Annotated in this window: 17 protein-coding genes; 5 read left to right on the top strand and 12 right to left on the bottom strand. The window is 63.8% G+C overall.

Features of this window, described 5'->3' with window-relative positions; translation table 11 throughout:
* Window positions 1–112 precede the first annotated feature (112 nt).
* The 5 genes from BHD06_RS01630 to glpD are packed head-to-tail and all read right to left on the bottom strand — an operon-like array spanning window position 113 to window position 5,626.
* Window positions 113–937 (bottom strand): carbohydrate ABC transporter permease, encoded by an 825-nt coding sequence (locus BHD06_RS01630; protein ID WP_080455222.1) that lies wholly within the window; start codon window positions 935–937, stop codon window positions 113–115.
* Window positions 937–1,812, bottom strand: coding sequence for a carbohydrate ABC transporter permease (locus BHD06_RS01625; protein ID WP_080455221.1), 876 nt, complete (start codon window positions 1,810–1,812; stop codon window positions 937–939). The genes BHD06_RS01630 and BHD06_RS01625 overlap by 1 nt, the downstream gene beginning before the upstream one ends.
* The gene (locus BHD06_RS01620; RefSeq protein WP_080455220.1) at window positions 1,812–2,906 is read right to left on the bottom strand and encodes an ABC transporter ATP-binding protein; all 1,095 of its coding nucleotides are present in this window, start codon (window positions 2,904–2,906) and stop codon (window positions 1,812–1,814) included. The genes BHD06_RS01625 and BHD06_RS01620 overlap by 1 nt, the downstream gene beginning before the upstream one ends.
* A 10-nt stretch (window positions 2,907–2,916) precedes the next feature.
* Window positions 2,917–4,002: an ABC transporter ATP-binding protein gene (locus BHD06_RS01615; RefSeq protein ID WP_080455219.1), complete on the bottom strand. Its 1,086-nt coding sequence runs from the start codon at window positions 4,000–4,002 to the stop codon at window positions 2,917–2,919.
* Window positions 4,003–4,018: 16 nt separating this feature from the next.
* Window positions 4,019–5,626 (bottom strand): glycerol-3-phosphate dehydrogenase, encoded by a 1,608-nt coding sequence (gene glpD / locus BHD06_RS01610; protein ID WP_080455218.1) that lies wholly within the window; start codon window positions 5,624–5,626, stop codon window positions 4,019–4,021.
* Between the two features lie 289 nt (window positions 5,627–5,915).
* Between glpD and BHD06_RS01605 the strand changes: the two genes are divergently transcribed.
* From BHD06_RS01605 to BHD06_RS01595, 3 genes are all read left to right on the top strand, one after another.
* The gene (locus BHD06_RS01605; RefSeq protein ID WP_080455217.1) at window positions 5,916–6,686 is read left to right on the top strand and encodes a DeoR/GlpR family DNA-binding transcription regulator; all 771 of its coding nucleotides are present in this window, start codon (window positions 5,916–5,918) and stop codon (window positions 6,684–6,686) included.
* Between the two features lie 88 nt (window positions 6,687–6,774).
* Window positions 6,775–8,577, top strand: a complete 1,803-nt coding sequence (locus tag BHD06_RS01600) for an aminopeptidase P family protein (RefSeq protein WP_080455216.1) — start codon at window positions 6,775–6,777, stop codon at window positions 8,575–8,577.
* A gap of 60 nt (window positions 8,578–8,637) precedes the next feature.
* Complete coding sequence (locus tag BHD06_RS01595) at window positions 8,638–8,979, top strand: DUF427 domain-containing protein (protein ID WP_080455556.1); 342 nt, start codon at window positions 8,638–8,640, stop codon at window positions 8,977–8,979.
* A gap of 11 nt (window positions 8,980–8,990) precedes the next feature.
* On the opposite strand, the gene BHD06_RS01590 is transcribed toward BHD06_RS01595, so the two are convergent.
* Together BHD06_RS01590 and BHD06_RS01585 are read right to left on the bottom strand one after the other, a co-directional pair.
* Window positions 8,991–9,359 (bottom strand): hypothetical protein, encoded by a 369-nt coding sequence (locus BHD06_RS01590; RefSeq protein ID WP_080455215.1) that lies wholly within the window; start codon window positions 9,357–9,359, stop codon window positions 8,991–8,993.
* 46 nt (window positions 9,360–9,405) lie between these two features.
* Window positions 9,406–9,720, bottom strand: a complete 315-nt coding sequence (locus BHD06_RS01585) for an arsenate reductase family protein (RefSeq protein ID WP_080455214.1) — start codon at window positions 9,718–9,720, stop codon at window positions 9,406–9,408.
* Window positions 9,721–9,931: 211 nt separating this feature from the next.
* Between BHD06_RS01585 and BHD06_RS01580 the strand changes: the two genes are divergently transcribed.
* The gene (locus BHD06_RS01580; protein ID WP_080455213.1) at window positions 9,932–10,138 is read left to right on the top strand and encodes a cold-shock protein; all 207 of its coding nucleotides are present in this window, start codon (window positions 9,932–9,934) and stop codon (window positions 10,136–10,138) included.
* Window positions 10,139–10,219: 81 nt separating this feature from the next.
* Here the strand turns inward: BHD06_RS01580 and BHD06_RS01575 are convergent, their stop codons facing one another.
* Both BHD06_RS01575 and BHD06_RS01570 read right to left on the bottom strand, forming a co-directional pair.
* Window positions 10,220–10,504, bottom strand: coding sequence for a hypothetical protein (locus BHD06_RS01575; protein WP_080455212.1), 285 nt, complete (start codon window positions 10,502–10,504; stop codon window positions 10,220–10,222).
* Between the two features lie 61 nt (window positions 10,505–10,565).
* Window positions 10,566–11,189 (bottom strand): TetR/AcrR family transcriptional regulator, encoded by a 624-nt coding sequence (locus BHD06_RS01570; RefSeq protein ID WP_080455211.1) that lies wholly within the window; start codon window positions 11,187–11,189, stop codon window positions 10,566–10,568.
* Between the two features lie 125 nt (window positions 11,190–11,314).
* On the opposite strand from BHD06_RS01570, the gene BHD06_RS01565 reads away from it, so the two are divergent.
* Entirely contained in the window at window positions 11,315–11,707 is a 393-nt protein-coding gene (locus BHD06_RS01565; protein ID WP_080455210.1) for a rhodanese-like domain-containing protein, read from the top strand.
* Between the two features lie 95 nt (window positions 11,708–11,802).
* On the opposite strand, the gene BHD06_RS01560 is transcribed toward BHD06_RS01565, so the two are convergent.
* The 3 genes from BHD06_RS01560 to fabD form a co-directional block, all read right to left on the bottom strand.
* The gene (locus BHD06_RS01560; protein WP_050663737.1) at window positions 11,803–12,036 is read right to left on the bottom strand and encodes an acyl carrier protein; all 234 of its coding nucleotides are present in this window, start codon (window positions 12,034–12,036) and stop codon (window positions 11,803–11,805) included.
* Between the two features lie 225 nt (window positions 12,037–12,261).
* Window positions 12,262–12,999 (bottom strand): 3-oxoacyl-[acyl-carrier-protein] reductase, encoded by a 738-nt coding sequence (fabG, locus tag BHD06_RS01555; RefSeq protein WP_080455209.1) that lies wholly within the window; start codon window positions 12,997–12,999, stop codon window positions 12,262–12,264.
* A gap of 33 nt (window positions 13,000–13,032) precedes the next feature.
* A complete protein-coding gene (gene fabD / locus BHD06_RS01550; RefSeq protein ID WP_080455555.1) occupies window positions 13,033–13,977 on the bottom strand; it encodes an ACP S-malonyltransferase in 945 nt (314 codons plus the stop codon).
* Window positions 13,978–14,078 lie beyond the last annotated feature (101 nt).

The following is a 14,078-nucleotide window of genomic DNA, read 5'->3' as shown; positions in this document are numbered from 1 at the left end:
CGCTTAAGAAAGCTCTCTATGTGCTTCTCTGAAAAGGCACTCAAAGGAAATTCACATTCATAAATCACTTGAGTGCTTTCCCAACCAGTGACAAGCCATTGTCGCTTCGCCATCACACCCTCCCCAGGGCAAAGCCCTTGGCAATGTAATTCCGCACGAAGTAAATCACCAAGGCCCCCGGCACGATGGTCAGCACCCCCGCCGCCGCGAGCACGCCCCAATCGAGACCCGAGGCCGAGACCGTCCGTGTCATCGTCGCGGCAATCGGCTTGGCGTCCACGCTGGTCAGCGTGCGGCTGAGCAGCAGTTCCACCCATGAGAACATGAAGCAGAAGAACGCGGCCACGCCCACGCCCGACGCGATCAGCGGCATGAAGATTTTCACGAAGAAGCGCGGAAAGGAGTAGCCGTCGATATAGGCGGTCTCGTCGATTTCCTTGGGCACCCCGCGCATGAACCCCTCCAGAATCCACACCGCCAGCGGCACGTTGAACAGCGTATGCGCCAGCGCCACCGCGATATGCGTATCAAACAGGCCCACCGACGAATAAAGCTGAAAGAACGGCAGCGCGAAGACCGCGGGCGGGGCCATGCGATTGGTCAGCAGCCAGAAGAACAGATGCTTGTCGCCCAGGAAATTGTACCGGCTGAACGCATAGGCCGCAGGCAACGCCACGGCGACCGACAGGAGCGTGTTCATCGTCACGTAGATGATCGAATTGACATAACCCATGTACCAGCTCGAATCTGTCAGGATCGTCACGTAGTTCTGAAAGGTCAGGTTCTGCGGCCAGAGCGAGAAGGTGCCGAGGATCTCGTCATTGGTCTTGAGGCTCATGTTGATGAGCCAATAGATCGGCAGCATCAGGAACAACAGATACAGCAGCATTACCCAGTTGATTCGGGGCAGGCTGCGGGATGCGGTCATGTCGGCCATCAGTTGCCCTCCCGTTTGTCGAGATTGACCATCACGGTGTAGAACACCCATGAAATCAGCAGGATCACGAGGAAATACATGATCGAGAAGGCGGCGGCGGGGCCAAGGTCAAACTGCCCCAGCGCCATCTTCACCAGATCAATCGACAGGAAGGTCGTCGCATTGCCAGGGCCCCCGCCGGTGACCACGAAGGGCTCGGTGTAGATCATGAAACTGTCCATGAAGCGCAGAAGGATCGCGATCATCAGCACGCCCATCATCTTGGGCAGTTCGATATAGCGGAACACCGCCCAGCGGCTCGCCTGATCAATCTTGGCGGCCTGATAATAGGCGTCAGGGATGGATTGCAGCCCGGCATAGGCCAGCAGCGCCACCAGCGATGTCCAGTGCCAGACATCCATCACGATCAGCGTCACCCAGGCATCGAGCGCATCCTGCGTATAGTTGTAGTCGACCCCGACCGCATCCAGCGTATAACCCAACAGCCCGATATCGACCCGGCCGAAGATCTGCCAGATCGTGCCCACCACGTTCCACGGGATCAGCAGCGGCAGCGACATCAGCACCAGACAGACCGACGCCCAGACGCCCCGCTTGGGCATGTGCAGCGCCACAAAGACACCAAGCGGGATCTCGATGGCGAGGATGGTCGCGGAAAAGATCGCCTGCCGCCGCAGGGCGTTCCACATCCGGTCATCCTCGAGCAGTTCACGGAACCACATCAGCTTGTCATCGAGCGGATAGAACTCTCCGGCAAAGGCATCCTGAATCGAATAATTGACCACCGTCATCAGCGGGATGACAGCAGAGAACGCCACCAGAATGAGGACCGGCAGCACAAGGAACCACGCCTTTTGGTTGACCGTCTTGTCCATCACGCGGCCTCCTCTGTCTTGGATTTGGGGGCGACGCGCCAGTCGTCGGAATAGACATTGACCGCGCCCGGCTCGAACACAACACGGCTCAGGTCGGCGGGCACCTCCGCGCCCTCATGCGCGATGGCGTTCACCGCCTGCCCTTCAAAATCGCAACGGATGATCTTGTGGCGGCCCACATCCTCGACCCGCTTGAGGCGCACGGCCAGACCGGCCTCGCCCGCGCTCATGCCCACGAATTCCGGCCGCACCCCGATCTGCACACGGCCCTCGGGCCGCCCGTAATCGGCACCAAGCGGAATTTCCGTGCCGCCCACGATGGCCGTCTCACCCTCGACCCGCGCATCCAGAAGGTTCATCCCCGGCGAGCCGATGAAATAGCCCACAAAGGTATGCTCGGGCCGCTCGAACAATTCTTCGGGCGTGCCCACCTGCACCACCCGCCCGTCATGCATCACCACCACCTTGTCGGCGAAGGTCAGCGCCTCAGTCTGATCGTGGGTGACATAGATCATCGTATGCCCGAACTCGTGATGCAGCGCCTTCAATTGCGTGCGCAACTCCCATTTCATGTGCGGGTCAATCACCGTGAGCGGCTCGTCGAACAACAGCGCATTGACATCCTCGCGCACCATGCCCCGACCCAGGCTGATCTTCTGCTTGGCATCCGCCGTCAGCCCGCGCGCCTTGCGGCCCAGTTCCGCCTCCATCCCGATCATCCTGGCGATGGTCTGCACCCGCTCGGCCACATAGGCCGGTTTCGCACCCCGATTGCGTAGCGGAAAGGCCAGATTGTCGCGGACGCTCATGGTGTCGTAGACCACCGGAAACTGGAACACCTGCGCGATATTGCGCGCGGCGGTGACCTGACCCGTCACATCCTGATCGTTGAACAGGATCCGCCCCCGCGACGGATGCAACAGCCCCGAGATGATGTTCAAGAGCGTGGACTTTCCACAGCCCGACGCACCTAAAAGCGCATAGGCCTCGCCATCGCCCCAGACGTGATTGAGTTCCTTTAGCGCGTAATCGTCCTCGCCGCCGGGATTGGGCAGGTAGCTATGCGCCAGATTGTCGAGCGTGATCTTTGCCATTCTCTCCCCCTCAGGCGGCCTGTGCATAGGGCGCCGGGGCCACCAGCGCGCCGCTTGCCGCGAACACGTAAGCATGCGCGGGGTCGAGATAGACCCGCAAATCGCTGCCCGGCTTCAGCTCCCGCACCCCGTGGATCAGCCCGACCCAGCGCTCGCCATGATGATCGAGATGCACGAAGGTTTCCGACCCGGTGATCTCGGTCACGCTCAGCGTGGTGTCGAAGGCCATGACCTCGCCCTGCGCCTCCAGCTCCAGATGATTGGGGCGGAATCCGGCGATATACTCGCCATCCGCCAGATCAGCGATGCCACCGATAGCGGCGGCACTCTGCCCGTCGCCAAAACTGATCTGCGCGCCGGATTTGGTGACGGGCAGGAAATTCATCGGCGGGTCGCTGAAGACGCGCGCGGTGGTGACGTCCTGCGGCTGACGATAGACCCGCGGCGTGGGGCCGAACTGCGTGACCCCCCCCTCCCACAGCGTGGCGGTGTTGCCGCCCAGAAGCAGCGCCTCTTCCGGCTCGGTCGTGGCATAGACAAAGATGCTACCCGCCTCCTCGAAGATCCTGGGAATCTCGGCGCGCAATTCCTCGCGCAGCTTGTAGTCGAGATTGGCCAGCGGCTCATCCAGCAGCACAAGCCCCGCATCCTTCACGAGCGCCCGCGCCAGCGCACAACGCTGCTGCTGCCCGCCCGACAGTTCCAGCGGCTTGCGCTCCAGCATCGGCGACAATTGCATCAGGTCGGCGGTCTTGCGCACCGCCGCGTCGATCTCGGCCCTGGATTTGCCCATCAGCTTCATCGGTGAGGCGATGTTGTCATAGACGGTCATCGACGGGTAATTGATGAACTGCTGATAGACCATCGCCACCTTGCGATCCTGCACGCGCATGCCGGTCACGTCCTGCCCCTGCCACAGGATCCGGCCCGTGGTGGGCGCATCCAGCCCCGCCATCAGCCGCATGATCGAGGTCTTGCCCGAGAGCGTCGGCCCGAGCAGCACGTTCATCGTGCCCGCCTCAAGCGTCAGATCGGTCGGATGGATATGCACCCGCCCGTTCACCCGTTTCGACACCCCCTCCAATGTCAGCGTCATTCGCTTTTGTCCCCGCTCATCCCTCTGCGGTACACGTGGCGGCATCGCTCGCGCCCCGCTCCTGCCGCATCCATTCGTCCAGCGCCTCGATCTGCGCTTCGTCCATCTTCAGCCCCAGCCGCGTGCGCCGCCAGACCACATCCGCCGCCGCGCGCGCAAATTCCCGGCGCATCTGCCAGCGTACCTCGGCCCCGGTCAGCGTCGCGCCGAAATCGGGGCCCAGATCGCTTGCGGATTGCGCATCGCCCAGGATTTCCCGCGCCTCGGTGCCATAGGCGCGCACCAGTCGCCGCGCCCAGTCCGGGCCAAGGAACGGATAGGCCGCCTGCAAATCCTTCACCAGCCGGTCGAACCCGTCAACGGCGAAATCCCCGCCGGGCAGGGCCACACCCGCCGTCCAGACCTGTCCTGCATTGGGAAAGTAGGGTGTGATCTTGGCCAGCGCCGCCTCAGCCAGCTTGCGATAGGTGGTGATCTTGCCGCCGAACACGTTGAGCAGCGGCGCGCCCGGCCCCTCGCTTAGCGACAGCACGTAATCGCGCGTCGCCGCCGTCGCCGATTTCGCCCCGTCGTCATAGAGCGGCCGCACGCCCGAATAGCTCCAGACGATGTCATCCCGCGTCACCGGGCGCTTGAAATACTGGCTGGCGAAATTGCACAGATACTCGGCCTCGTCCGGCGTGCATTCGGGGGGTACATCCGCATCCGTATGCTCGGCATCGGTGGTGCCGATCAGGGTGAACTCCCCCTCGTAGGGAATTGCAAAAATGATCCGCCCGTCGCCGCCCTGAAAGAAATAGCACTTGTCGTGATCGTAGAGCTTGCGGGTCACGATATGGCTGCCCCGCACCAGCCGCACCCCCTCGGAGGAATTGAGCCGCAGCGTGTTGGAAATCACGTCCTTGACCCAGGGACCGCCCGCATTGACCAGCGCGCGCGCCTGCACGACCTCGACGGCACCGGTCTCCTGATCCTCCAGCGTGACGGCCCACAGATCACCCTTGCGCTCGGCGCTCCGCACCTTGGTGCGCACCCGGATGCGCGCGCCCCGCGCCTCGGCATCGCGGGCGTTGAGCACGACAAGACGGCTGTCCTCGATCCAGCAGTCGGAATATTCGAATGCCTGCGCAAACCTGTCCTTGAGCGGCACGCCCTCGGGCGCATCACTCAGGTCGAGCGTGCAGGTCGCGGGCAGGATCTTGCGCCCGCCCAGATGGTCATAGAGAAACAGCCCCAGCCGAATGAGCCAGGCCGGCCGCCGCCCCTTCATCCAGGGCATCACAAGGCCCAGGATGCGCGAGGTCGGCGTCTCGGCCTCGAACCGCATGTCGCGGTGATAGGGCAGCACGAACCGCATCGGCCAGCTGATATGCGGCATCGCGCGCAGCAGCGTCTCACGCTCGATCAGCGCCTCGCGCACCAGCCGGATCTCGAAATATTCCAGATAGCGCAACCCACCGTGAAACAACTTGGTGGAGGCCGAGGAGGTCGCCGAGGCCAGATCGTTCATCTCGGCCAGTTCGACCGAAAGACCACGCCCCGCCGCATCGCGCGCGATGCCGCAACCGTTGATGCCGCCGCCAATGACGACCAGATCGACGATGGTGTCTTCGCGACGTTCCACGCTGTCCCCTCCTCCGGTGTGACCAAAAACGAACCACTTTTTACCGCGTATCGTCAAGAATTAATGTTCGTTTATTTTCTTTTTTATTCGCGCGCGCTGTTTTCATTAAGGAAATCTTGCGAGGCACTGCTTTCTGACCGCCCGCCGCGCGCGTGATTTTACGTGACGTTGGGTCAAACGCGCCGCCGGACGCCCGATTCGGGTTGTTATGCCGCACTGCAGCGGAGGCGGCGCTTGCACGTGATACCAAAACGAACATAATCGAACCGAACCACGATCAAGGCCAACCATGTCGCAAACCTTCCGCCAACCCGATATTCTCGAAATCGCCCGCGCCGAAGGCAAGGTCACGGTCGAAGGTCTCGCCGAGCGCTTTGACGTCACCGTCCAAACCATCCGCCGCGACCTCGCGGAACTGGCCAATGCCGGCAAGCTGGAGCGTGTGCACGGCGGCGCGATCCTGCCCTCGGGCGTCAGCAATATCCTCTATGAGGAGCGCCGTCGCCTGAATGAGCCCGCCAAACGGGCCATCGCCCGCGCCTGCGCCGCCGCGATCCCCGATGATGCCTCACTGTTTCTCGATATCGGCACCACGCCCGAGGCGGTGGCGCGCGAATTGATGAATCACCGCAACCTCATGGTGGTCACCAACAACATGAACGTGGCGCAAATCCTGCTGGCCAACACCGATTGCGAGATCGTCGTCGCGGGCGGCGCGCTGCGGCGGTCGGACAATGGCCTTGTCGGCAACCTGACCGCGCGCACCATCGAGAATTTCAAGTTCGACTATGCCATTCTCGGCTGTTCGGCGATGGACGAAGATGGCGACATGCTGGATTTCGACATTCAGGAGGTGGTCGTCGGCCAGACCCTTCTCAACCGCTCGCGCGAGGTGTTTCTGGTCGCCGATCACTCCAAGTTCCAGCGCAGCGCGCCGGTGCGCATCGGCTCGCTCCGCGATGTCGACCAGATGTTCACCGACGCCCCCCTGCCCGCCCGCCTGTCCGAAAATTGCGTGGCCTGGGGCACGCGGGTGCATGTTGCCCTGCCCCGGAACTGACACACCCGTCGTGCCGTTGGCGACGATTGCCATTCCCGGCCCCGTTCTCTAGCAAAGAGGCATCCGCCACACAGCGAAAGTGCCGCGCATGTTCCAGAGTTTTACCGAAACCGCCCGCCCTGAGCAGGGCCCGCCGCGCCTTGCCGCTTTGCGCAACGCGATGGCCGAGGCCGGGCTTGCTGGCTTTCTGATACCGCGCGCAGATGCGCATCAGGGCGAATACGTCGCCCCCTGCGATGCGCGTCTGCAATGGCTCACCGGCTTTACCGGCTCGGCGGGGTTCTGCGTGGCTCTCATTGATGCGGCGGGGCTGTTCGTCGACAGCCGCTACCGCGTGCAGGCCCGCGCGCAGGTCGATACCGCGCATTTCACCGCCGTCGACTGGCCCGAAACACGGCTCGCCGACTGGCTGATCGCACATCTGCCCGACGGCGGCGATGTGGGCTTCGACCCGTGGCTTTACACACCCGAGCAGATCGAGACCGCGCGCGCAGCCCTCGGGCAGAGTGCGGTGCGGCTGGTCCCCTGCGACAACCTCGTTGACGCCATCTGGCCCGACCGCCCTGCCCCGCCGCAAGGTGCGATAACGCCCTGGCCCGACGCATTTGCCGGGCAGAGCCACGCCGAGAAACGCAGCGCACTCGGCCAAAGCCTACAGAACGCAGGCCAGAGCGCAGCGGTGATCACGCTGGCGGATTCGCTCGCTTGGCTCCTGAACATTCGCGGTGCCGACATCCCCCGCAACCCAGTGCCGCAGGGCTTTGCCATTCTGCAGGGTGACGGGCGCGTGACGCTCTTCACCGACCCGGCCAAGCTCGATGACACTGCCCGCGCGCATCTGGGCAACGAGGTCACCCTCGCCCCGCCCGAGCGTTTCGGCGCGGCGCTCGACGCGCTCACCGGCCCCGTCAGGCTCGACCGCGACAGCGTGCCGCTCTGGGTGGTCGGGCGGCTGGAGGCGGCAGGTGTGGCGCTCCACTGGGGGGCCGATCCCTGTATCCTGCCCAAGGCGCGCAAGACCGCCGCCGAAATCACCGCCACCCGCGCCGCCCACCTGCGCGACGGTGCCGCGATGTGTGAATTCCTGTGCTGGTTCGACGATCAGCCCCCCGGCACGCTGACCGAGATCGACGTGGTGCGCCAGCTTGAGACCTGCCGCGCCGCCACCGGCGAATTGCTCGATATCAGCTTTGACACCATCGCGGGCTCCGGCCCCAATGGCGCACTGCCGCATTACCGGGTCAGCGAGGCCAGCAACCGCAAGCTGCTCGACGGTGATCTGATCGTGCTCGACAGCGGCGGGCAATATATCGACGGCACCACCGACATCACCCGCACCCTGCCTGTCGGCACGCCGGGAGAGGCCGAGCGCGCCGCCTTTACTCGCGTGCTTCAAGGCATGATCGCCATCTCCCGGCTGCGCTTTCCGCGCGGCCTCGCGGGGCGCGATCTCGACGCCATCGCGCGCTATCACCTGTGGCTCGCCGATCTCGACTACGGCCACGGCACCGGGCACGGGGTGGGCGTCTATTCCTGCGTCCATGAAGGGCCGCAACGCCTGTCACGCACCGGCACCGTGCCGCTGGAACCGGGCATGATCCTGTCGAACGAGCCGGGCTATTACCGCGAAGGTGCCTTTGGCATCCGCATCGAGAACCTGATCGTGGTCGAGGAACGCGCGCCCCTGCCCCATGGCGACGGGGCCACGCATCTGGGCTTCGAGACGCTGACCTATGCCCCTATCGACTGCCGCCTGATCGATACCTCGCTGCTCAGCACGTCTGAGCGCGACTGGATTAAGTCCTACCACACCGCCTGCCGCGACAAGTTGGGGCCTCTGCTTTCGCCCCCCGCGCGGCTATGGTTGGAGAAAGTAACGCAGACATCCTGACATATTCCTGTTAGGTTCCTGCGCCAGAGCAATGATAAGACGAAACGGGAGGGATGGATGATGCCGAAGATCACGATACGAAAGGCACCGGGAACATGGACCGTGCGCGCCGGGGGCGCCGTTCTGGCCGAGAGCCGCAACGCGCTTGAGTTGACCGAGGGCGACTATCCCTTCGTGATCTACTTCCCGCGCGAGGACATCGCGATGGCCTTTCTTGACGAGAGCGAACAAGTCAGCCATTGCCCGCACAAGGGCGATGCACGGTATTATTCCATCGTGACCAAGAGCAAGACGCTGGAAAACGCCGCCTGGAGCTATGAAAACCCCAAGCCCGAGGTGGCCGAGATCAAGGACCACATTGCGTTCTATCCCAGCGACCGGGTCGCTGTGGAACAGATCTGACGCCGGCCCGCTCAGAAATGCGATTTCGGCTCGTCCGGTTTGCCCGCACTCACCGCGAGCAGACCGGCCAGCGCGCACATGCCGACGGGAAACATCGTGAAGACGTTGAATCCGAAGGCATAATACATCAACCCCGCCGAGAGCAGTAAAAGCAGCCCTCCGCTCAGCGCGCGAATGCGCGCCATCGCCCCGCCCGCGATCGCCAGCAGCGGGGCGACAAAGCTGGCGCTACGGATCAGGGCGGGATCGGTGACCTGCACAAGCAGCCCGTCGACCTCGCCAAAGCGGTTGACCGCCTCGGTGTAGCCGTAGCTGAAAAACCCCACGAGAACCGCAAGGCATCCGCCGATGATGCCCAGAACCATTGCCGCGTTGCGCATGCGTGTCACCTCCTTCAACCGTGTCCGATATGGGGATTGCCCCGGCCTATCCAAGCAGGGCGTCTTGCGTGTCCCTGCCCCAGCCCAGATAGAGCGTACCGCCATCGTCGATCAGCGGGCGCTTCATCAGCGTCGGATGATCGGCCAGCAGATCGAGCGGGTCGCGCGCCCGCTCCGCCTCGGACAGGCCGCGCCAGGTGGCGGATTTGCGATTGAGCAGGGCATCGCCGAACTGCACTAGCGCCGCCTGCGTCACATCTTTGGGCAAACCGTCTTCCCGCACATCCCTGAACTCCGCATTCTCAAGGGATTTCCGCGCCTTGCGGCACGTATCGCAGGATTTCAAACCATACAGGATCATCACGCCACCTTGCCGTTTTGCGCCTGCTTACCCGCCAAATCGTCCCGGGTCACGGAGTTTCGCTTGATTTTTACATTAGCGGTGCAATCATCGGCTCTGTGACGACGGGCATTCAGATCCAGCCTTTGCTTCGCAGTGCGGCCGGTCCCTGAGGGTCCGCTGTGATATGGCCGGGCATTTTCCCGGGAAGCGAAGACAAAGGAGAAGCGGCATGCCGACTGGCACCGTGAAATGGTTCAATACGACGAAGGGTTACGGCTTCATCGCGCCGGACGGCGGCGGCACGGATGTGTTCGTACACATCTCTGCGGTCGAGCGGTCGGGGCTGACGGGGCTCGCGGACAATCAGAAGGTTGAATTCGAGCTTCAGGATGGGCGCGACGGGCGGCAGATGGCCGCCGACCTCAAGCTGCTCTGAGGGACAGGCTGCGCGACGGGCGCGGGATTGCACGGGTGATGCCCGTGCAAATCCCCGCTTATCGCCCCGGCCGCCGACGGCTCAGTTGCAGCCCTTGACCCCGGCCGGGCACGAGAGGTGGGCCCGTGCGCTGCGCACGCGATGCGTCACGCGGGTGACCGGGTGGCGCATGGTCTGCTGATAGGTCTGCTCCTGATTGGGCGTGCCGCAGCAGATCACACCATTGAGACTGACGGGCTGCAGGCCCGCCGGGCAGAAATTGGCGCGGCTTTCATAGGCATATATCCCGACCCCGCCGGCGAGGGCCGGTGAGGTCATCAGGACAAGCGAGACGGTGGCGAAAAATGATCTTGCCGAAATGGGCATGCGGAACCTCTTTAAACCATTGAGACGTATGGCAGCGATGGTACGGAACCGAAGTCGGCTGTCAATTCATTTCAGAGGATCGGGGCAAGGAGCGGTCGGGACCGTGGTCAAGCAGCATCCGTGCCTGCAAGGTGATGCTCGCCGGGGCGGCATCGCCTTCCGCACCCGAACGCATCAGCACCCGCAACCCGATCAGCAAGCCCAGGAGCGCCTCCGCCGTGCGCCCCGGATCGAGTTCGGCGCTGATCGTGCCCGCCGCCTGCGCCGCCGAGATCTGTTCGCAATAGAAGGCCTCTACGCGACCGAAGGACTGCTGCACGATATCGCGTATATCGGGATCATGCGGTGACAGCTCGAGCGCGGTATTGATCATGAAGCAACCGGCAATGCCACAGTCGCTCGTTCGCACGCGGGCAATTTCGAAGGTCGCGAGGATCGCCTCGCGCGGTTCCATCTCGCGCGCCAGCCGCGCCAGCGTTCCCTCGCGCTGACGCTCCTCGTAGCGATGCAGACAGGCCAGGAACAGCCCGCGCTTGTCCTTGAACACCGAATAGAGACTGGCCCGATTGACCCCGGTAACATCGACCAGATCGGAAATCGACGTCGCGCCGAAACCGCGCGCCCAGAAGGCATGCAGCGCCGCATCGATCACCTGATCAACATCATATTCACGGTGTCGTCCCATGCGCGCAAGTTTAGGCTATCGCAGAACCCGCGGTCAATGCTTACGCGACGGCGCGGGGACGGTTGTTGCCAACCGGACAAGCCCCGCGCTAGGGTGCGGTCCTTTAGCGAAGGGATGTAAAAGACATGAAGCGAATCAAGGACATGGTGGCCGAGGCCAACGCACTGGTCGAGAACGGCCCGGCGGCAGAGATGCTGGCCCTGCATGATCAGGCGGGGGTCACCTTCGTCGATCTGCGCGACCCGCGCGAGTTGGAGCGCGAGGGCATGATCCCCGGGGCCTTTCACTGCCCGCGCGGAATGCTGGAATTCTGGATCGACCCGGACAGCCCCTATGCCAAGCCGCAGTTCCAGAGCGGCGGTCGTTTCGTGTTCTATTGCGCGTCGGGCTGGCGCTCGGCCCTTGCGGCGCGCACAGCGCACGAGATGGGGCTCGACGGGGTAAGCCACGTCAATGACGGGTTCTCTGGCTGGAAAAAAGCGGGCGGCCCGACCGCGGAGCGGCCCAAAAAGGGTTGAGTGAGACCCGAGACCGCGCGTCCCTCATATCGCCCCGCGCCAATGCAAAAAGGCCCCGCCAACCGGCAGGGCCTTTTCATAAATATGGCGAAATCTCAGGACGCTTCGGAAATGAACTTCACCGCGTCGCCGACGGTCTGGATCGTGTCGGCGGCGTCGTCCGGGATCTCGATGCCGAATTCCTCTTCGAAGGCCATGACCAGCTCGACCGTGTCAAGGCTGTCCGCGCCCAGGTCGTCGATGAACGAGGCCTTGTCCACGACCTTGTCCTCTTCCACGCCCAGGTGTTCCACAACGATCTTTTTCACGCGGTCTGCGATATCGCTCATGTCTTGCTTCCTCATATTGTCTTGGGCGGCATGCCCGTTGTCTGCCCCCGCCCGGCGCGGGAAGCGGCTTGGATTGTGCCCCTGCGGGCGGCTCTCGACTAGCCTGAACACACAGGCCACCGGGAGAAACCGCATATCCCTCCGGCAAATCTGCGTGGCCTATAGCATATGCGCCGCCAATGGCAAATGCTTTCACTCTCTCCGTTTGGATACGTTTCCGGCGTCTCAGATCATCGCCATGCCGCCATTGACATGCAGCGTGGCCCCGGTGACATAACCCGCCTCGGGGCTCGCGAGGTAGAGCACGGCGGCCGCGATCTCCTCGGGCGCGCCCATCCGGCCTGTCGGTATCTGCCCGTTGATCGCCGCTTTCTGATCGTCGTTCAGCTTGTCGGTCATCGGCGTAGCGATAAAGCCGGGGGCGACCATGTTGGCGGTGATGCCCCGGCTTGCCACCTCATGCGCGATGGATTTGGTCATCCCCACCAGACCGGCCTTGGCGGTGGCGTAATTCACCTGACCGGGATTGCCGGTGGTGCCCACGACCGAGCCGATATTGACGATTCGGCCCCAGCGGGCCTTCATCATCGGGCGCACCGAGGCGCGGCACAGCCGCATCGCCGAGGTCAGGTTGACGTTGAGAACATCCTGCCAGTCGTCATCCGACATCCGCATGAACAGCTGATCGCGGGTGATGCCGGCATTGTTGACCAGGATATCGAGGCTGCCCATCGCGGCAATCGCCTGCTTGGGCAGCGCCTCGACCGCATCCTTGTCGCCCAGGTCGCAGGCCAGGACATGGGCGCGCGCGCCCAACTCACCGGCCAGCGCCTCCAGTGGTTCAACCCGCGTGCCCGACAGGCCCACCGTTGCTCCCGCGCCATGCAGCGCGCGCGCAATCGCGGCGCCGATGCCACCCGACGCGCCGGTGACCAGCGCAGATTTTCCCGTCAGATCGAACATGCTCACTTCCTTTCGTCTCTCGTCTGTCTTGGCTCAGCCATCCGCCAGTGACGCCACAGCCGCCGCCACATCGTCTGCCGTGCCGACCGCGCGGCAGGCGATCTCGCGGTCGACCCTTCGGATCATTCCCGACAGCGCCTTGCCCGCGCCGATCTCCCAGATCTCGTTTACGCCTTCACCGCCCATGTAGAGCACCGACTCGCGCCAGCGTACCGATCCCGTGACCTGCTCTATCAGCAATTGGCGAATCTGAGCAGGCTCGGTCACGGCGGATGCGCGGACATTCGCCACCAGCGGCACGGCGGGGGCGGTGATCTCCACTTGAGACAGCGCCGCCGTCATCGCCTCGGCGGCCGGCTGCATCAACGCGCAGTGAAACGGCGCGCTCACCGGCAAAAGCACGGCGCGCTTTGCGCCCTTTTCCTTGGCCAACCCGACCGCGCGTTCCACCGCCGCCTTGTGCCCCGAGACCACGACCTGCCCCGGATCATTGTCATTCGCAGCCTGACAGACCTCGCCCTGCGCGGCCTCCCCGGCCACCGCGCGCGCGGTGTCGAAATCCAGCCCCAGAAGGGCGGCCATCGCGCCCACACCCACCGGCACCGCCTCCTGCATGGCGCGGCCCCGGATGCGCAGCAGCCGCGCGGTATCGGCAACGCTCAGGCTGCCCGCCGCCGCCAATGCGGAATATTCGCCCAAGGAGTGGCCTGCCACGAACGCTGCCTGACCGATCTCCACACCCTCGGCCTCCAACGCGCGCAGCGCCGCGAGGGACGTGGCCATCAAGGCGGGCTGCGCATTGGCAGTCAGGGTCAGTTGCTCCTGCTCCCCCTCCCAGATCAGCGCCGACAGCTTTTCGCCCAAGGCCTCGTCCACCTCGTCGAAAACCGCCCGGGCCGCCGGATAGGCCGTCACCAGATCGGCCCCCATTCCAATCACCTGCGCGCCCTGTCCCGGGAATACGAATGCTCGGCTCATCTGCCCCTGCCTCCCTTTGAAAAGTGCCCCCCGATACATCGCCATGCCCTCCAAGGCAACGTCAAAGCCCGTTCTCTCAGCAGCGCACGAGCCATGTGCAC

Origin of the sequence: Roseovarius sp. A-2, from assembly GCF_002072155.1 — a bacterium.
In the GTDB taxonomy this organism is placed as follows: Bacteria; Pseudomonadota; Alphaproteobacteria; order Rhodobacterales; family Rhodobacteraceae; genus Roseovarius.
The sequence above is the reverse complement of the archived record's forward strand: the minus strand, read 5'-3'. Positions and strand labels throughout refer to the sequence as shown.